General features: G+C 59.5%; 15 protein-coding genes and 2 pseudogenes. 9 read left to right on the top strand and 8 right to left on the bottom strand.

Going from position 1 to position 17549, the window contains the following annotated elements:
- Positions 1-110: 110 nt before the first annotated feature.
- Positions 111-833: a GNAT family N-acetyltransferase gene (locus tag BVK86_RS25255; protein WP_075948970.1), complete on the bottom strand. Its 723-nt coding sequence runs from the start codon at positions 831-833 to the stop codon at positions 111-113.
- A gap of 213 nt (positions 834-1046) precedes the next feature.
- On the opposite strand from BVK86_RS25255, the gene paoA reads away from it, so the two are divergent.
- The 5 genes from paoA (at position 1047) to BVK86_RS25230 (ending at position 9627) form a co-directional block, all read left to right on the top strand.
- Positions 1047-1670 (top strand): aldehyde dehydrogenase iron-sulfur subunit PaoA, encoded by a 624-nt coding sequence (gene paoA, locus BVK86_RS25250; RefSeq protein ID WP_075948969.1) that lies wholly within the window; start codon positions 1047-1049, stop codon positions 1668-1670.
- A complete protein-coding gene (locus tag BVK86_RS25245) occupies positions 1667-2623 on the top strand; it encodes an FAD binding domain-containing protein (protein ID WP_075948968.1) in 957 nt (318 codons plus the stop codon). The genes paoA and BVK86_RS25245 overlap by 4 nt, the downstream gene beginning before the upstream one ends.
- Positions 2620-4818: an aldehyde oxidoreductase molybdenum-binding subunit PaoC gene (gene paoC / locus BVK86_RS25240; RefSeq protein ID WP_075948967.1), complete on the top strand. Its 2199-nt coding sequence runs from the start codon at positions 2620-2622 to the stop codon at positions 4816-4818. The genes BVK86_RS25245 and paoC overlap by 4 nt, the downstream gene beginning before the upstream one ends.
- A gap of 167 nt (positions 4819-4985) precedes the next feature.
- The gene (locus BVK86_RS25235; protein ID WP_075948966.1) at positions 4986-5879 is read left to right on the top strand and encodes a LysR family transcriptional regulator; all 894 of its coding nucleotides are present in this window, start codon (positions 4986-4988) and stop codon (positions 5877-5879) included.
- 334 nt (positions 5880-6213) lie between these two features.
- Positions 6214-9627, top strand: coding sequence for an Ig-like domain-containing protein (locus tag BVK86_RS25230; protein ID WP_075948965.1), 3414 nt, complete (start codon positions 6214-6216; stop codon positions 9625-9627).
- 93 nt (positions 9628-9720) lie between these two features.
- Here the strand turns inward: BVK86_RS25230 and BVK86_RS25225 are convergent, their stop codons facing one another.
- The 5 genes and pseudogenes from BVK86_RS25225 to BVK86_RS25210 form a co-directional block, all read right to left on the bottom strand.
- On the bottom strand, positions 9721-10773 hold the full coding sequence (locus BVK86_RS25225; RefSeq protein ID WP_075948964.1) for a DUF2235 domain-containing protein: 1053 nt from the start codon (positions 10771-10773) through the stop codon (positions 9721-9723).
- 136 nt (positions 10774-10909) lie between these two features.
- A complete protein-coding gene (locus BVK86_RS25220) occupies positions 10910-11479 on the bottom strand; it encodes a YceI family protein (RefSeq protein WP_083659353.1) in 570 nt (189 codons plus the stop codon).
- Between the two features lie 117 nt (positions 11480-11596).
- Positions 11597-11804 (bottom strand): annotated as a pseudogene (locus tag BVK86_RS29110) (hypothetical protein); the annotation flags it as partial.
- Positions 11805-11824: 20 nt separating this feature from the next.
- Positions 11825-12796 (bottom strand): alpha/beta fold hydrolase, encoded by a 972-nt coding sequence (locus BVK86_RS25215; RefSeq protein ID WP_075948963.1) that lies wholly within the window; start codon positions 12794-12796, stop codon positions 11825-11827.
- A gap of 139 nt (positions 12797-12935) precedes the next feature.
- Entirely contained in the window at positions 12936-14297 is a 1362-nt protein-coding gene (locus tag BVK86_RS25210; protein ID WP_075948962.1) for an MATE family efflux transporter, read from the bottom strand.
- 36 nt (positions 14298-14333) lie between these two features.
- Here BVK86_RS25210 and BVK86_RS30225 point away from each other — a divergent pair, with 36 nt between their 5' ends.
- From BVK86_RS30225 to BVK86_RS25190, 4 genes are all read left to right on the top strand, one after another.
- On the top strand, positions 14334-14528 hold the full coding sequence (locus tag BVK86_RS30225; RefSeq protein ID WP_083659352.1) for a glutathione S-transferase N-terminal domain-containing protein: 195 nt from the start codon (positions 14334-14336) through the stop codon (positions 14526-14528).
- Between the two features lie 317 nt (positions 14529-14845).
- A complete protein-coding gene (locus tag BVK86_RS25200; protein ID WP_075948960.1) occupies positions 14846-15436 on the top strand; it encodes a TetR/AcrR family transcriptional regulator in 591 nt (196 codons plus the stop codon).
- Positions 15437-15526: 90 nt separating this feature from the next.
- Positions 15527-16246 carry a cysteine hydrolase family protein gene (locus tag BVK86_RS25195; RefSeq protein WP_092267278.1) on the top strand — a complete coding sequence of 240 codons (720 nt, stop codon included), beginning with the start codon at positions 15527-15529 and terminating at the stop codon, positions 16244-16246.
- A 67-nt stretch (positions 16247-16313) separates the two neighbouring features.
- Complete coding sequence (locus tag BVK86_RS25190) at positions 16314-16544, top strand: DUF2798 domain-containing protein (RefSeq protein WP_075948958.1); 231 nt, start codon at positions 16314-16316, stop codon at positions 16542-16544.
- A gap of 196 nt (positions 16545-16740) precedes the next feature.
- Here the strand turns inward: BVK86_RS25190 and BVK86_RS25185 are convergent.
- Both BVK86_RS25185 and BVK86_RS25180 read right to left on the bottom strand, forming a co-directional pair.
- Positions 16741-16842, bottom strand: a pseudogene (locus BVK86_RS25185) (metallophosphoesterase family protein); the annotation flags it as partial.
- Positions 16843-16877: 35 nt separating this feature from the next.
- Positions 16878-17372, bottom strand: a complete 495-nt coding sequence (locus BVK86_RS25180; RefSeq protein ID WP_075948957.1) for a cupin domain-containing protein — start codon at positions 17370-17372, stop codon at positions 16878-16880.
- Positions 17373-17549 lie beyond the last annotated feature (177 nt).

Genomic DNA, 17549 nt, shown 5'->3' with positions numbered 1-17549 from the left:
GCGAGCCTGCTCGCGAAAGCGATGTTTCAGTCGCGATCAAGGTGACTGACACGACGCCATCGCGGGCAAGCCCGCTCCCACAGGGTTCTGGATTGTGGAACAGAGGGTGATCAGACCAGGCGCAATCGCGGACCGCTGGCTGGCACCGCGTCATCACCCAACCGTCCACGCACAAACTCATTGGCTTTGAACGTCAACTGATCCAGATGCCGGTCCCGCTGTTTCTCGGCATCGACCATTGCCCGCTTGCCATGTTTTTGCAGCAGGTAGGTATGAATCTGTCGCACTTCCAGCGAGCTGTAGATCGGTGCCACGTCCAGCAGCGCCATCAAGCCGTCGCTGCCGTGGTCGCGGGTGTTCATCAGGACCTGGGGCGCCCGCACGCCCACCACCTGAAACCCCATTGCCTCGAAATACGGCACCTTGGCCACCGCGCAAGTCAGCTCGGCATGGGGGTAACGGCCGACCATTTCCCGCAGCATCCGGCGCGCAACGCCCTGGCGCCGATGTTCCGCCTGAACCGCCATATACGCCACGCCACACGCCTCGGGATCGTCCTTGACCGGCAGGTACAACAAGAAGCCAGTCACCGTGTCCGGATCGTCCGGATCGGTGGCGACGATCAACTCTACATCAATGCCTTTCGCACCGTTCAACGCTTCCAGGTACAGATGCACCTCGTAGCCGATCGCGTACTGGTAAACGTTGTAGAGCAGGTTGCTCGGCGGTATCGCGACCATGCTGATGTCGGTCAGGTTGTCGACCACCATCTGCAGGATCTGGCTGTTGATGTGCTCGGGGCACGGCGTTTTGAAGTGCGTGATCTGCGGCATTGCGAGGGTTGGCTCCGGGGTGGCGTAAAGCGTTCGTTGCGGGCGGCCATCTTAACGCGTTCCGGCCCCTTTCTGGATTCATGAACCACGCGCATGACTCTATAGCTGAAAACCGCAAAAACATTTTCATCAACCCACAGGTCACTCCTATTGATGAGGGCTGCGAAGTGCCACAGGGCACTGCACGCGAAAATAACCCGAGGAACTGACCTGATGACGATTTCCCGACGCACATTTTTGATTGTCGGTGCAGTGACGGCGGCCAGCGTGGCGCTGCCGCCGTTCATTTCTGTACAGGCATCCATCGCCAATGCCGCGCGCCCGATCAAAGCCTCGGTGACGATCTGGGTGAACGACGAACCGCGCGACCTCGACCTCGATACCCGCACCACGCTGCTCGATGCCCTGCGGGAAAACCTGCAACTGACCGGCACCAAAAAAGGCTGCGATCACGGCCAATGCGGCGCCTGTACGGTGATCGCCAATGGACGGAGGATCAATTCGTGCCTGACCCTGGCCGTCATGCACGAGGGCTCGAAGATCACCACCATCGAAGGCCTCGGCACACCGCAACAGCTGCACCCCATGCAGGCCGCGTTCATCAAGCACGACGGCTATCAGTGCGGTTACTGCACACCGGGGCAGATTTGTTCGGCGGTCGCCGTGCTGGGGGAAATTCGCGATGGCATACCCAGTCATGCCAGCCCCAGTCTCACTGAACCACCCAAGCTGATCGCCAGCGAAATCCAGGAGCGCATGAGCGGCAACCTCTGTCGCTGCGGGGCGTACTCCAACATCATCGAGGCGATCAATGAAGCCGCGGAGGCCAGCGCATGAGACCTTTCACTTATCTGCGCGCGAAATCCCCCGCTGAAGCGGCCGCACTGGCAGCCCAAGTCAGTGACTCGCGATTCATCGCCGGCGGCACTAACCTGCTCGACCTGATGAAGCTCGACATCGAAACGCCCACGCACCTGATCGATGTCAATGGCGTCGGCCTGGACCGCATCGAAGCCACGCCCGAAGGCGGTCTGCGCATCGGTGCCCTGGTGAGAAACACTGACCTCGCCGCCGACTCGCGCATTCGTAAAGACTACGGTTTGCTCGCACGCGCCCTGCTCGCCGGCGCCTCCGGGCAGTTGCGCAATGTCGCCACCACCGCCGGCAACCTGTTGCAACGCACACGCTGCCCGTACTTTTACGACACCCATCAGGCCTGCAACAAACGCCAGCCGGGCAGTGGCTGCGCGGCCATCGATGGCTTCAGTCGACAGCTCGGTATCATCGGCGTCAGCACCGCTTGTATCGCCACCCACCCCAGCGACATGGCCGTGGCGATGCGTGCACTGGATGCCCTGGTCGAAACGGTGAAACCCGACGGCACCACCCGCAACATTCCCCTCGCCGAGTTGCATCGATTGCCCGGCGCCACACCGAACATCGAAACCACGCTGACAGCTCACGAATTGATCACCGCTGTCACCCTGCCGACGCCGATTGGCGGCACTCACATTTACCAGAAGGTCAGGGACCGCTCGTCCTATGCGTTCGCCCTGATTTCAGTCGGTGCGATCATCCAGAACGACGGCAGCGGCCGCGTCGCCCTCGGCGGCGTGGCGCACAAGCCATGGCGTGTCGAAAGTGCCGAGTCGGTCATGCCACAAGGCGCGAAAGCCTTGACCGAACAGCTGCTCGCCGGTGCGACACCCACCCATCAAAACGCCTTCAAACTGACCCTGGTCGAGCGCACGCTCGCGGCGGTGATGGCCCAAGCGAGGGAGCACGCATGAAATTCGACACACCAGCCACCACCAACCCGATCGACCAGATGAAGGTCGTCGGCAAGGCCACCACGCGCATCGAAGGCCCGTTGAAAACCACCGGCACGGCGCATTACGCCTACGAGCATCACGACGCCGTACCAAACCAGGCTTACGGCGTGGTGGTCGGCTCGGCCATCGCCAAGGGTCGAATCGCCTCGATGGACCTTGAGGCCGCCCAAGCCGCGCCGGGCGTGCTCGCCATCGTCACCGCCGCCAACGCCGGCACGCTTGGCAAAGGCAAATACAACACCGCCAAATTGCTCGCCGGGCCGGATATCGAGCATTACCACCAGGCCGTCGCTTTGGTAGTGGCAGAAACCTTTGAGCAGGCACGGGCCGCCGCGGAATTGGTCAACGTCAGTTATGCCCGCGCCGAGGGCGTGTTCGATCTCGCGGCTACCCGTGATTCGGGTAAAGAAGCCAAGGACCAAATGCCCGACACCGTACATGGCGACTTCGAAGGGGCTTTCGCTGCTGCGCCGGTGCAACTGGATGCGACTTACACCACCCCCGATCAGGCCCACGCGATGATGGAACCATTCGCCTCGATGGCGGCGTGGGACGGCGACAAGCTGACCCTGTGGACATCCAATCAGATGATCGACTGGTCCGTCTCGGATCTGGCGACCACCCTCGGCGTGCCGAAGCAGAACGTGCGATTGATCTCGCCGTACATTGGCGGCGGCTTTGGCGGCAAGTTGTTCATCCGTGCCGACGCAGTGCTGGCCGCGCTCGGCGCACGCATGGCCGCAAGGCCGGTGAAAGTCGCGCTCGCGCGGCCAATGATGTTCAACAACTCGACCCACCGCCCCGCCACCATTCAGCGCATTCGCATTGGCACCACCGCAGACGGCAAGATCACCGCCATGGCCCACGAAGGCTGGTCCGGTGACTTGCCAGGCGGCAAGGTCGAGAGTGCCACGCAACCGAGCCAGTTGCTGTACGCCGGGGAACATCGCCGGGTGACGATGCGCCTGTCGACCCTCGACCTGCCGGAAGGCAATGCCATGCGTGCACCGGGAGAGGCACCGGGCATGATGGCGCTGGAAATCGCCATGGATGAAATGGCCGAGAAACTGAAACTCGACCCGATCGAATTCCGCATCCTCAACGACACCCAGGTCGACCCGGTCAAACCGCAACGGCCCTTTTCGCAACGACGCTTGATCGAATGCCTGCGCACCGGGGCCGAACGTTTCGGCTGGAGCAAACGTCAGCCGCAAACGGGCACGCAACGCGAAGGCCGCTGGTTGATCGGCCAGGGCATGGCCGTTGCCTTTCGCAACAACCTGCTGGTGAAGTCGGGAGCCCGGGTTCGACTGAATGATCAGGGCATCGTCACCGTTGAAACCGACATGACCGATATCGGCACTGGCAGCTACACGATCATCGCCCAGACCGCAGCGGAGATGATGGGGGTCAATCTCGACAAGGTCGTGGTGCGCCTCGGCGATTCGAGCTTTCCGGTGTCGGCAGGGTCCGGTGGCCAGTTCGGTGGCAACTGCTCGACGGCCGGGGTCTATGCGGCGTGCCTGAAACTTCGCGAAGCCGTTGCCCGGCGCCTTGCGATCAAGCTGGACGATGCAACGTTCGCCGAAGGCGAAGTCCGTTCCGCCGATAAACGCGTGCCGCTGCAAGCGGCCGCGAAAAGCGGGGAACTGGTGGCCGAGGATTCGATCGAGTTTGCCGAGCTGAGCAAGACATTCCAGCAATCGACCTTCGGCGCGCACTTCGTCGAAGTCGCCGTGGACAGCGCCACTGGTGAAATCCGCGTGCGGCGGATGCTCGCGGTCTGTGCCGCCGGGCGCATCCTCAATCCGACCTCGGCACGCAGCCAGGTGATCGGTGCCATGACCATGGGCGTCGGCGCGGCGCTGATGGAAGAACTGGCAGTCGACAAGCGCCTGGGCTTTTTCGTCAACCATGATTTCGCCGGATACGAAGTGCCGGTGCACGCCGACATCCCGCATCAGGAAGTGATTTTCCTCGACGAGACCGATCCAATTTCATCGCCAATGAAAGCCAAGGGTGTCGGTGAACTGGGGATCTGCGGGGTCAGTGCCGCGATCGCCAATGCGGTTTACAACGCGACGGGCATTCGAGTCCGTGAATACCCCATCACGCTGGACAAAATGCTCGATAAATTGCCGCCAATGATCTAATTCGCTCGCCGGGTCACGGCGCGTCGGGATCATCCGCCGCGCTGACCGGTTTCCTTGATTGGCGCCTCGACCCGCACCCGGTCAAATAATCGCTCGGCCCCTTCATAGAAGCTTTTGAGCCGTTCTCGGCGTTACAATCAGGAATGACCTATGAGGGAGACTCATGAATGTTGCGCGAGAACGCGAATGACCTGCTCGCGTTTCTCGCGGTAGCGCGGGAGCGAAGTTTTACCAAGGCGGCCGGTAAACTCGGGGTTTCCCAATCGGCGCTGAGCCATACCATCCGCAGCCTGGAAGCCCGGTTGGGTTTGCGCCTGCTGACGCGCACCACCCGCAGCGTCTCGCCCACAGAAGCCGGTCAACACTTGATCGACAGCGTGGCTCCGCACTTCGAAGAAATCGAAATCGGCCTGGCAGCATTGAGTAATTTGCGCGATACGCCTGCCGGTAACATCCGCATCAATGCGGTGGATCATGCCCTGGAATACATTCTGTGGCCGGTGCTCAAACCCTTTCTGGCGCAATACCCGGACATCTCGGTCGAGGTGAGCTGCGATTACCGCTTCGTCGACATCGCGGCCCAGGGTTTTGATGCGGGGGTGCGTCTGGGTGAAGACGTAGCGCAAGGCATGATCGCTACGCGCATCGGACCGGACATGCGCATGGCAGTGGTGGGATCGCCAGCCTACTTTGCCCATCGGACGCTGCCGAAAACCCCGCGGGACCTGACCGATCATCAATGCAATAACCTGCGCCTGCCCACCCACGGCGGCTTGTATGCCTGGGAGTTCGAAAAGGGTAAGGAAAGTCTCAAGGCCCGAGTCTCCGGGCAGGTCACGTTCAACGGCGTGTATCCGTTGCTCACTGCCGCGCTGGATGGTTTTGGCTTGAGCTACATCCCTGAAGACCTGGTGGCCCCGCATATTGCCGATGGCCGACTGGTGCGGGTACTGGAGGACTGGTGTCCGTTGTTTGCCGGGTTTCATTTGTATTACCCGAGCCGTCGACAGGTGTCGCCGGCGTTTGCGTTGTTGCTGGAGGCGTTGCGGTATCGAGGGTGATGATGATTTGGCGGGGAGCTGGCACCGGCCCCTTCGCGAGCAGGCTCGCTCCCATAGGTATTTGGGTGTTCACGCGGGCGTTGGCAAGACCACCCCAGGATTGGTGAATCCAACCCGATGAAAAATGGGGGGTTCCCCCGTAAATGCGGAATATGCCCCACACGTTTTTTCCAAGCACCCTGAAACAATCTGAAACAACTTGCTAATTAATTAACACTTTTTCTCCGCGCCTGAATGATGGCCCAACAGTTGCACTTGCCCCAATACCGCAGCAGCTGTCGATCCCGAACGGGATCACAGGGTTGGCCGATTTGGCATGACGCGAGGGGAAAAAATGAAACGTGCTACTCCACCGACTCACCCCGTGAGCGGTTTACGCATGACAGGCCTGGCCTCTGCGATGCTCGTGACTCTGGCCACGGCCAACGCTGTGCCGCTCGACGATGTAAACGAGCCGCCACCGACAGACCCCTCGGCCTACTACCCTCCGCCCGCTGACCCGATCGCTGCGGCCGCCGCGCTGGAAGCCTTGAAAAGCATGCCGGAAGCCAACCAGGGGGCGATTGCCTACCCCAACGGCGTTTACGGTGATCGCAATTCACCGCGGGCCGAGAACGTGCTGCCGCCGAGCATTCAGACCTCGTTTAATTTCCCTACCAACGGCAAGCCCAGCCCATTGTTCGGCGCCCAGCCTTACACCCAGCAATTGCTGCTGTTCGAGGAGTTCGGTACGGAAAAACTCGACCCCACCCTGCCTGCACCACCACTGACATTCCCGGTACCCACCGTCGGCCCATTGCCGCAGCAAGACCCGGACAATGTCGCCCGCAGCGGCCCTTCGAGTTCGGCATTGGAAGCCTTCATGCGCCAGCCCGGGCTGTACCCGTTTCCATCGCAGTTCTCCAACGTGCTGGACCGCAACCCGTGGAAGGCGCAGATCGAAACCTTCCTCAACCGCCATCCGGTGGGTTCGCCGGCAGAGGGCCGGCCACCGGGAAAAGGCTGGTCGCATCAACGCTGGAACGAGTTCTATCCACAGGTCGCCTTCAAAACCGTGCAAGCAGGCGCTAAGCTCAATGGCGGCATGCGTGACCGCCGGCAATTGCACAACTATGCCGTTGGTGAGTTCGGGCCAGGCGGGCTCTACTACCAGACCTCGGACATTCCGACCACGACGGGCACGACCAAAGGCATCGATACCCGATTCCACCCCAGCATGCCGGTTCAGAATCACAATGCACTGTGGACCTTCGACGGCACCTTTCCGCCCAAATTGCTCATGGTCCGTTACGGCCAACCGTTGCTGATGCGGCACTACAACGCCCTGCCGATCGACCCGGCGGCCAACATGGGATTCGGTCTGCACACCATCAGCACCCACGAACACAATGGCCACTCCCCGGCCGAAAGCGACGGCTACACCAACGCGTTTTTCTTTCCGGGGCAGTACTACGACTATCGCTGGCCGCTACAACTGGCCGGCTACGACACCATCAATACCGACGCGCACGACCCACGCGCGGCGTTCCCCTGCGCCCCGGGTGAAACGCTGTTCGTCAACGACGCCCACCCGGGCCTCAAGACCTGCGACAACGGCACCATCAAGATACGTGGCGACTGGCGCGAAACCATGAGCACCCACTGGTTCCACGACCACATGCTCGATTTCACCGCGCAGAACGTCTACAAGGGCAATGCAGTGATGATGAACTACTACAGCGCCCTGGATCGCGGTAACGAAGCAGTCGAAGACGGCGTCAACCTGCGTTTGCCCAGTGGTTCGGCGCTGCCGTGGGGTAATCGCGACTACGACGTCAACCTGGTGGTGGCCGACAAGGCCTGGGACGCGAACGGTCAACTGTGGTTCAACCCGTTCAACACCGACGGCTTTCTCGGCGATCAGATCCTGGTCAACTGGCAGTACGAGCCGCGCCTGAAAGTGCGCGCGCGCAGTTATCGCTTCCGCATCCTCAACGGCTCGGTGTCGCGCTATTTCAGAATCGCCGTGGTGCGTGAAATCGCCGGCAACGGTGGCGAATTTCCAGGGCCGGCAGGTTCCAACGTGTCTTACGCCCGCGTGCCGTTCCACATGATCGGCAACGACGGCAACCTCATGGAACACGCCATTCCGTTCGACGGCAGCATGGACCTGGACGGCGACGGCGATAAGCAGAACCACAACGCGATCCTGCCAACCCAGGGCATCGCCGAGCGCTTCGACATCATCATCAACTTCGCGAAAAACGGCATCAAGACCGGTGACAAGCTCTACTTCGTCAACCTCATGGAACACAAGACCGGCAAGGGTCCGGAGAAAAACCTGCTGAGCCTGGCCGATGTGTTGTCCGAGAAGTACAAAGCCGTGATCAAACAGGGCAGCAAAGGTCCGGAATGGGACAAGGGTGACCCGGTGGTTGGCAAGTTCATGCAAATGGTCGTGCAGCCTTACTCCGGCACCGATGTGAGCATGAACCCCGCTGACTACGAGCCGGCCAAACCCGGCAAAACCGCCGGGAAAATCATGATCCCGCTGACCCTCGATCGTGACGATCCGCAGGTCCAGGCCAGGCTTAAACTGGCGCGGCACCGCGAGTTCGTCTTCGGCCGTTCCGACGGCACCGATGAAGCACCGTGGACCATCAAGACCGACGGCGGCTTTGGCTACGCCATGGACTCGCGGCGGATCAGCGCAGCACCGCAACTGGCCAACGGCCCGACCGATGGTGGCTACAGCGGCGACGGCACGCTGGAAGTGTGGAAAATCAAGAACGGCGGCAACGGCTGGAACCACCCGGTGCATGTGCACTTCGAAGAAGGCATCATCCTGAGTCGAGACGGCAAGGCGCCACCGGAATGGGAAAAAGGCGCACGCAAGGACGTCTATCGCATCGGCGAAGGCATCGACAGTTCGGTGGATGTGGAAATGGCCATTCACTTCCGCGAGTTCGCCGGGACCTACATGGAGCACTGCCACAACACCCAGCACGAGGACACGTCGATGCTGCTGCGTTGGGATATCGAGCATCCCGGCCAGTTCCAGTTGATGCCAACGCCCCTGCCAGGTTGGGACGGTGTTACCTACGTCAACTCCGCCGCGCTGCCAACCTTCCGCAATGGCGATGGCAACGGCAGTGATGACGATGATGACGAAACCCAGAACAAGAAACCGATAGCCATCGCCGACAGCGCGGCCAGCAGCAACGGCCAACCGGCGACCATCAACGTCTTGGCCAACGACAGCGATCCGGACGGCAACGTGCCGCTCAAAGTGGTGGGCCTGGCGCAACCTGACTCCGGCCGGGGCACGGTCAGCACTGACGGCCTGCGCGTGGTCTACACGCCACCGCCAACCGTTACGGCACCGTTTACCGCGGCCTTCACCTACCAGGCCAGTGACGCCAAGGACGCCGTCTCGGAACCGGCAACGGTCTCGGTGGCCGTTACCCCGGCAGCGGTCAATGAAGACCTGGTGGTCACCAGTGCCTCGGTCACGTCCCGCAGCAACAGCCGCTACACCTGGGAACTGGCCGGCACCACCTCACGGGGCACCGGCAACACGCTGACGGTCACCGCTACCACCACCGCCGGCCCACTCAGCCTCGGCAACGCAATCCTCACGCCGATTGGTACCGGTGCACGCTGGAGAGTGTCAGTGACCACCACCGGGGCAGGCCCGACACCCAACCCGACCGTGACCCTTCGCTCGGCGTTCGGCCAGGCGGTGACGGTGCCGGTCGTGGCGCATTGATGGAGTTCGATGGCGCCCGGTTCATGCCATGTGAACGGGGCGCCGTTCGATCAAGGAGCACCTTGTTCTGTCGCGAAAGCGCTCGCCGGTGACTCAACTGATTTTGTTCACCGGGCAATAGGAACCGGACAAATAGACGTGCACTTTATTTTTGGGCCGGTAGTTTCCCATGGCGATCACCCGCTGCTGCACACTCTCATCAAAACATTCCTGACCGAACTGTGTGTTTCCAATGGTTCGGAAGTACCGTGAATTCAACAATCGGTAGGTGCCACCTAAAAACTCACTATAGGAATCGGTGATTTGCGGAATGGTTTTCGGCTCGCGGGGAATCTTGTTCGGGTCCAGTTCCAATCCACAGTCCATGATTTTGTTCGCCATCCATCGCAGGGGGATATCCGACAACGCATTCTTGGCATACCCGCCTCCGACATTGGCATGAGCACCGCAGAACCAAACCTGCTCCATGACTTGATTAGGCTTGGCAATCGGACACCACAGTGCACACACATAATTTTCCCGATGCTCATCAATGGCTATTGCATGGAATGCATTGCGCACAATCCCGCTGAGTTCCGTGTCATGGAACTCATAATATTGATGGTTGAATCTCTCAGCAGATTTAAACGGGACGCCCAAGGCACCCACCGTGTCCCAGACGCCCAGAAAATGAATATTGATTTCCCGGGAATAACTTTGGCGGAAGAATCTGGCGTTTTCGGTATCCGCGCTGGAGTCACGGTTGCGGTAGAGGCTGTAAGCGTCGTCAATGCGCTTGAGGTGCGTTTTAGTCAGCAAGCCGACGTTTCGAATCATGCCGACCAGGCTACGTGCAGAATAGGCACCACGACTGAAACCAATGATGTAGACCTGGTCGCCTTCCTCGTAGCTCTTCGCCAGTTCCGAATAGCCTTCCTTGATTTTTTTCGACAACCCGACACCGAATACACCGCCTTCGAGCTTGTCGTACCAATCGGTACCTACCCCAGTGATATAAATGGTTTTTTGGACAGTTCCGTCTTTGTGCGTCGGCAAAACTGCATCACGCAGCTTGACGACGTTAGTGCTGGTGTTGCCGTCGATTTCCGGCGCCTGATCGGGTAAGTTCCAGGTGCCGTCGAAGGCGACAATGATTTTTTTTGGCATGATAATCTCCGTTCGCTGTTGGTAAGCCATTCACCATAAACGTCGTGCGTGCATCCACTGCGCAGCTCGTATAACCCCGACTGACTCCGGCTTTCCCAACCCAGCGCTTCGTCACCTGGCACTTGCTCGACTTACGTCAACGCTCGGGCGCAACGATGCGGAAACGTATGTTGATGTCGTTGGAGACCACACTGTCAGCCCATTCACCCAAACCGATCTTGAAGTCACTGCGCTTGAGCGTTAACTCGCCATCGAAAATGCCAACGGCATTCTCCGCTTTCAGCTGCACTGGCACCTCCACCTCTTGAGTGAGGCCCCTGAGCGTAAGACTGCCGGTGATCAAGTATTGGTTGTTGCCCAGGTCCTTGACCTGAGTCGATTCGAAGGTGGCCTTCGGATAGGTGGCTGTATCGAACCAGGCAGGCTTGGGGAGTTCGGTTTTGGCATCGCTGTCGTCCACCTCGATGCTGTCGAGGTCGATGATCAACTTGGCGCGCGCATTCTGTGGGTGCGTTGTGTTGAAATCGAGGACCCCGACGAATTTGCCGAACGTGCCATACACCCGCGAGCCCATCTGGTTGTAGGTGAAACTGAGGGTACTGGCCGCGGGATTTACTTCGGTGTATTCGACTGCATGGGCGCACGCACACACACTGAACAAAAGGACGCAAGCCCATGTAGAAAAACGCGAAGCATGAGCGCTCATTGGGCTCTCCGGGGTGCAGGCGACAGTAGGTGGACTAAAGCAAAGAACCACCGTTTATGCCACCCGCAAAAAAGGGCAGCCTCACGGGCAGCCCATTTCAGCGAATCACATTGATGCTCACCACTGATACGTCGCACTCGTCTGCACCGTGCGTTGCGCGCCGTACCAGCACCACGAGCAGGAATAGCAGAGAGCCACATACTCTTTGTTGGCAAGGTTGCTGGCGTTCAAGGCCAGGCGGAGGTTGTCCGCCCACGCCGAAGCTTTTGGCGACGCCATCGTGGAAGGTGTAGTCGGCCCAGGCCGAAGCGGTATGACGCGCTACACCCTATGCATTATGAAGCTTCAGGGCTGTTTCCCTACCTGCCTGCCAAGGAAATCCCCCACCAACCGCGCGATCTCCCCGGGTTTTTCATCCAGCGCAAAATGCCCGGCCTCCAGCACATGAATTTCCGCATTCGGCAGGTCTCGTCGATAAGCCTCGGTTTCGGCGACGTCAAACGACGGATCAAACTTGCCCCATACCACCAGCGTCGGCGGTTGATGCTCGCGCAGCCAGGCTTGCCACTTCGGATAGCTGGCCACATTGTTGCGGTAGTCGTAGAACAGATCGCTCTGGATATCTGCATGACCTGGCTGGTTCAGGAAGTTGAACTCGTCGGTCCATAAATCCGGGTTGAACACCTCGATCGCCGGATTGGCGCCGACATGCCGTTGCCGGGTGGTCGCCAACGAGAAAAAGCTCGCTCGCAACCCCGCCTCGTTCGGCGCTCGATTGGCCCAAAACTCACGTCGCTTCTGCCACAGCGGCCCAAGCCCGTCTTCATGCGCAACCGCATTCTGAACGATCAGTGCCTGCAGGCGTTCGGGATGGGCGAGCATCATTCGAAAGCCCACCGGGCCGCCGTAATCCTGCACATACAGCGCATATTTGTTCAGGCCCAGGGCCTCGGTGAAATGCTCCATCACACTGGCCAGGTGATCGAAGGTATAGGCAAACCGCTTCGAATCCGGGGCATCGCTATGACCAAACCCCGGATAGTCCGGCGCCACCAGGTGATAGTGCTGCGCCAACCGTGACAGCAACGGGTCATACATGCGCGAAGAACTGGGAAAGCCGTGCAGCAACAACAACGTTGGCGCATCCGGCCGACCCGCTTCACGATAGAAAATCGTCAGGTCATCGACTTTGATACTGCGGTAGGCAACGGCCATTTGCTCCACCGCAGAGCTCGCCGATTCGGCAGCGTAGGCGGCGCTGGAAAGCGACAGGCCCAAGGCGCAACCGAGGGCCAGGGCAGACAGCAATTTACTCATGGGAAACTCCGATTCAAGGTGCAAAAGTGACCTGGCAAACAGTGCCACTTCGATGTATCCACCCCGTACCGGATTTGTAATCCCCTGTATGTTCAGCGCCGATCTTACAGAGCGATACACACGCCCCGCGGCCGCTCTGCTACACCAGCCGCTCAATCTTCTGATGTTTCCACACCAATTGGTAATACAGCGTCTGCAACACCAGCATCCCCAGATACGCCACTGGAAACGCCATCCATACGCCTTGCAATCCGAACCGCGCATCCAGCCAATACGCCACCGGCAACTGCACGCCCACCACGCACACAATTGAAATCGCCACGGGCACCATCACCGTGCCGCTGGCGCGCATGATGCCGCCGATGATCGCCTGGAAACCGAACACCAGCAGGCTCCAGAGCATGATGTGCAACAGGTGCTCAGCCATGTTCAGCGTCGACTCTTCGGTGAGGAAAGACGCCAGCAACCCGCTCGACAACAAATAACCGAGCACGATCAAACCGCCCGTCAGGCATACATTGATCATCAGCCCGGCCTTCAAAATCGGCCCGATGCGCTCGATGCGCCCTGCCCCGATGGCCTGCGCCCCAAGGATCGACGCCGTGATTGCAATCGACAGCGCCGGGAACTGCACGTAATTGACGATCTGCGTCACCGCGCCATACGCCGCCGTTGCCTGCGAACCGTGCTGGTTCACCAGCGCCAGAATCACCAGCTCCGACAGCGACAACACCACCATCTGCAACCCGGTGGGCAACCCGATGCGCAACACCTTGCCGAGGATCACCCAATCCAGCTTCATCGCCGCAAAAAACTCGCGGTCCGGCGCCAACGGATGGCCACGACGAATCAAGCGCCAGGCCAGCCACCCCATCGCCGCCAGGTTGCCCGCCAACCCGGCAAACGCCGCACTCTGAATCCCCAGCGGCGGTAACCCCAGCCACCCGCGAATCAACGCTGGCGTCAGCGCCAGGCCAATCGCGGTCGACACCACCAGCGCCAACAGCGGCGACAACGTATCGCTCACCCCGCGCAGCAACTGCGTGAACAACACAAACACCAACAGCGTCGGCATGAACCACAACATCACATGGGCATACGCCACCGCATCGTCCAGCACATCCGCCGGCGTCCCCAAACCCACCAGCGACGACCGCGCAAACACACCCCCCACCACTGCCGCGACCAGCCCGATCAACACCCCCAACATCAGCGTCGCCCCGGCAATCGCTTTCACCAAATGCGTCTCCCGCGCCCCCCACGCCTGCCCGATCAACACCCCTGCGCCAGCGCCCAAGCCAATGACCAACGCGATGAAGAAAAACACGATGGGAAACATGCCGGACACGGCCGCCAGCGCTTGCGTGCCAAGCATTTGGCCGATGTAGATGCTATTGACCGTACCGGACATGGATTGCAGGAAATTCGACAGGACCATGGGCGCGAGGAACAGCAGGTAGATTTTCCAGAGTGGATGTTGGGATTGCGCTGGGGTTTGCATTAGCTGGAGGTCCATCTCGACGGCGTGAGGGCTGAAATGAGGATAGCTTCAGTGAGTTATGACCGAGGGGTACAGTTCAACCCGGGGTTCCTGGCGCTCAATCCCAATGGCCGCATACCCGTGTTGGTCGATCATCGCCATGGAAGGACGTTGTTCGAGTCCGGGGCCATCCTAATCTATCTGGCCGAGCAATTCTCACACGCCAAACAAAGGCGACGCCCGCGTCAATGACGATTGTCGGCACGCTATGGATATTGCATGCCCTCTATGACCTGGTTCACCAACGGTTTTTCATTAACCCAGCGGTACCAGACTGGTATCCGGTGTTCTGCGCCAGCGTTGATGTCACGATCGGGATATACGTCATTTGGCTGGCTCGGCGGACCAAACGTCCATTCGCCTGATCATTGCAGCACCGCAGCGCCCGCTGCGAATGTTCTGATACGAAACGCACACACGGCCCCTTGGTTTTTTCACGCTCAAAGATGGTTGACTTAAAATAGATGACCAGTTAGTTTACTAAAACCTTCTCTCAGTCGGATATTGCCATGGCTCGCCCAGTCAACCTTGAAGTCAGATCCCGTTTGCTGTCGATTGGTCGTCAGGTCGTGCATAACCATGGCTTCAATGGCTGTGGCGTACAGGACATCACTGCCGCCGCCGAGATTCCCAAGGGTTCCTTCTACAACTACTTCGCCAGCAAGGAAGACTTCGCCGCCGAGATTCTCGAGGAATACTGGACCTCGATCGAAAGTCGTCACGGCCCGATTTTCTACGATGCGCGAATCAAGCCGCTGGAGCGTATCAGCCAGTTCTTCCAGGCCCTGGTGCACGAGCACGGCGAGCATGCGTACAGCCTGGGTTGCCTGATCGGCAATCTGTCGCTGGAAATGTCCAAAGGCAGCGAGCAGACCCGCCTGCGTCTGGCCGACGTTTTGGCGCGCTGGGAAGGTTTGCTCGCCAGTTGCCTGCGAGAGGCGCAACAGCGCCGCGAACTGGCTGAGGAGCGCGACGCCGAAGAACTGGCCTGTGTCATCGTCGAAGGTTGGGAAGGCGCGGTAATGCGCGGCAAGGTCTTGCAGGACAGCGCGCCGTTGCAGCGTTTCGTTTCCATCGTTTTGCCACGGCTACTGGAGTGAGTTTTTTTGCTCACTTAATAAACCGACTGGTCATTTATGACCTCATTAACCACCCGTTCTTCCATGAAAAACCTCACAGGTGAAACCGAAATGAGCAGCCTCTACGCAGACCCCGCTGAACCCGCACTGCCGGCCACTGGTTTTCAACTCGACCTGGCGAAAGCCGCGTTGGTGGTCATTGATCCACAGAACGATTTTCTCAGCCCGACCGGCGCCAGTTGGGCCGTGTTCGGCGAGAGCATCGTCGAGAACAACACTGTCGAAAACCTGGAAAAACTATTCAAAGCCGCCAAGGATCTGGACCTCCCGGTCGCCGTGTCGCCGCACTATTACTACCCGCACGACCACGACTGGCATTTCGGCGGGCCGCTGGAAAAAGTCATGCACAGCATCTGCATGTTCGATCGCAAAGGGCCGAACACCCTGGAAGATTTCGAAGGCTCCGGCGCCGATTTCCTGGAGATCTACAAACCGTACATTCTCGACGGCAAAACCATCATCGCTTCACCGCACAAAGTCTACGGCCCGGAAACCAATGACCTGGCCCTGCAACTGCGCAAGAAGGGCGTGTCGCAAATCATCCTCGCGGGCATGGCCGCCAACCTGTGCGTGGAATCGCACCTGCGTGAATTACTGGAACAGGGCTTTGAAATTGTTGTGGTGCGTGACGCCACTGCGGGACCCCGTCTGCCGGATGGCGACGGATACCTCGCGGCGATCATCAATTACCGCTTCCTCGCCCACGGCTTGTGGACGACAGAAGAAACCGTCGCGCATCTAAACCAGCAGCGGGCGACCTTGCACGCTTGACTTGACGCAAGGGTGGTCGAGCACGTTGTTCGGCCGCTCAACGATCTCTGTCTATGAGAGAACCGCCATGAAAATCCCGTCTCGGTACGAACATTTCGTTTTCGGCATCGTGCAATCTGGTCTCACTTGCCTGGTCGCCGCCGCCATCGCTACTAGACCTCATGCATTCGAGATCGCATTCGTTGGCCGCTGGCTAAGCTCATGGATGTTGTCATGGGCGCTGATTGTGCCGGTGGTGCTGCTCGCAGCGCCCTTGATTCGGAGCTTGGTGCGAAGCCTTACTGTCGCTGGTGAATGAGTACGGTCTCGGTTATCGGGGGATTTTGTCGCCCAACAATAACCCCAAGCATCCACTCCGGACCTGACATAAACGCATCGACGAGATCTGAGACCAGGGCAACATCGACGACGAGCGTGGGCAGGAGCAATCGCTACCGCCATCATCTGTTTAAGTCACTTACGGGCAGCCACGCAGATAGATCTGTGTCTGGTTAGCCGATACCACCGGCGTGAAAAATCCGCTCACAGCCTTGCAACGCCGCGAGGGCTTCGGGGCGGAGTAGACCGTGGGTATCGGAAATCACGCCGATTTTCATGCAGGGCTCCAGGCCGGTTCAGGGATTAGCGACGCTCACTTCGGCGCATTCCGGGGATCGTCATGGCTATCAACATACTCGAGCCCCAGCGGCCCTGTCCCGTAAACCTGTGAGATGTACTCGCCGGATTTCGCCCAGTGAAAGTGCGGCGTGTTGGCCGGCAGTATCACGACGCTACCCGGCCCGTAGGCAACCAGTTTGTCTGGATCAAAAACCGTACCGAACCCGATGTAGAACACACCGGACATGACGGTATAGATCCGGCTTTCAGGGTGGGTATGGGGCATTAATTTGGTGCCGTTGGGCACTTTGACTCGAACGACATAAGGCGCGGGTTTGCTGGGGTCGCCGGCCACTATGGCGAGTTTTACTTCTTTCGGGAATGCGGGAAAGCTGCGCCATTCCACGTCTTCGTTGTGTACGGCGCCGACTTTATCGAGGGGCAAGGGTTGCGCCTGGACAAGCGGCGCGGCTGCACTGGCGACAAGAAGTGCTGCCAGGGACGTGGTTTTGAGGATGTGCTGAATCATTGGAGACACCTTAGCGATGCAGTGGACAGTATCGTCAGGGTGACTGTAGGGGTGATTGGCGTGGCTGATAATGATGCGGTCGCGCAATACAGTTGATCCGCGATGTAACCAATGACCTGGCGCACCCGGTTCGACAGACTGCGCCCCATCATCACCATGACCATAGGCGCTGCGGTC

This window comes from Pseudomonas reinekei, from assembly GCF_001945365.1.
Classification (GTDB): domain Bacteria; phylum Pseudomonadota; class Gammaproteobacteria; order Pseudomonadales; family Pseudomonadaceae; genus Aquipseudomonas; species Aquipseudomonas reinekei.
This window is presented reverse-complemented; position numbering and strand designations above follow the sequence as displayed.

Excerpts from the sequence above, each read along its gene's own strand:
- BVK86_RS25245 (WP_075948968.1), top strand. The coding sequence starts at position 1,667 with ATGAGACCTTTCACTTATCTGCGCGCGAAATCCCCCGCTGAAGCGGCC.
- paoA (WP_075948969.1), top strand. The coding sequence starts at position 1,047 with ATGACGATTTCCCGACGCACATTTTTGATTGTCGGTGCAGTGACGGCG.
- BVK86_RS25225 (WP_075948964.1), bottom strand. The coding sequence starts at position 10,773 with ATGCCAAAAAAAATCATTGTCGCCTTCGACGGCACCTGGAACTTACCC.
- BVK86_RS25255 (WP_075948970.1), bottom strand. The coding sequence starts at position 833 with ATGCCGCAGATCACGCACTTCAAAACGCCGTGCCCCGAGCACATCAAC.
- BVK86_RS30225 (WP_083659352.1), top strand. The coding sequence starts at position 14,334 with ATGAGGATAGCTTCAGTGAGTTATGACCGAGGGGTACAGTTCAACCCG.
- BVK86_RS25190 (WP_075948958.1), top strand. The coding sequence starts at position 16,314 with ATGAAAATCCCGTCTCGGTACGAACATTTCGTTTTCGGCATCGTGCAA.
- BVK86_RS25195 (WP_092267278.1), top strand. The coding sequence starts at position 15,527 with ATGAGCAGCCTCTACGCAGACCCCGCTGAACCCGCACTGCCGGCCACT.
- BVK86_RS25215 (WP_075948963.1), bottom strand. The coding sequence starts at position 12,796 with ATGAGTAAATTGCTGTCTGCCCTGGCCCTCGGTTGCGCCTTGGGCCTG.
- paoC (WP_075948967.1), top strand. The coding sequence starts at position 2,620 with ATGAAATTCGACACACCAGCCACCACCAACCCGATCGACCAGATGAAG.
- BVK86_RS25235 (WP_075948966.1), top strand. The coding sequence starts at position 4,986 with ATGTTGCGCGAGAACGCGAATGACCTGCTCGCGTTTCTCGCGGTAGCG.
- BVK86_RS25210 (WP_075948962.1), bottom strand. The coding sequence starts at position 14,297 with ATGCAAACCCCAGCGCAATCCCAACATCCACTCTGGAAAATCTACCTG.
- BVK86_RS25220 (WP_083659353.1), bottom strand. The coding sequence starts at position 11,479 with ATGAGCGCTCATGCTTCGCGTTTTTCTACATGGGCTTGCGTCCTTTTG.
- BVK86_RS25230 (WP_075948965.1), top strand. The coding sequence starts at position 6,214 with ATGAAACGTGCTACTCCACCGACTCACCCCGTGAGCGGTTTACGCATG.
- BVK86_RS25200 (WP_075948960.1), top strand. The coding sequence starts at position 14,846 with ATGGCTCGCCCAGTCAACCTTGAAGTCAGATCCCGTTTGCTGTCGATT.
- BVK86_RS25180 (WP_075948957.1), bottom strand. The coding sequence starts at position 17,372 with ATGATTCAGCACATCCTCAAAACCACGTCCCTGGCAGCACTTCTTGTC.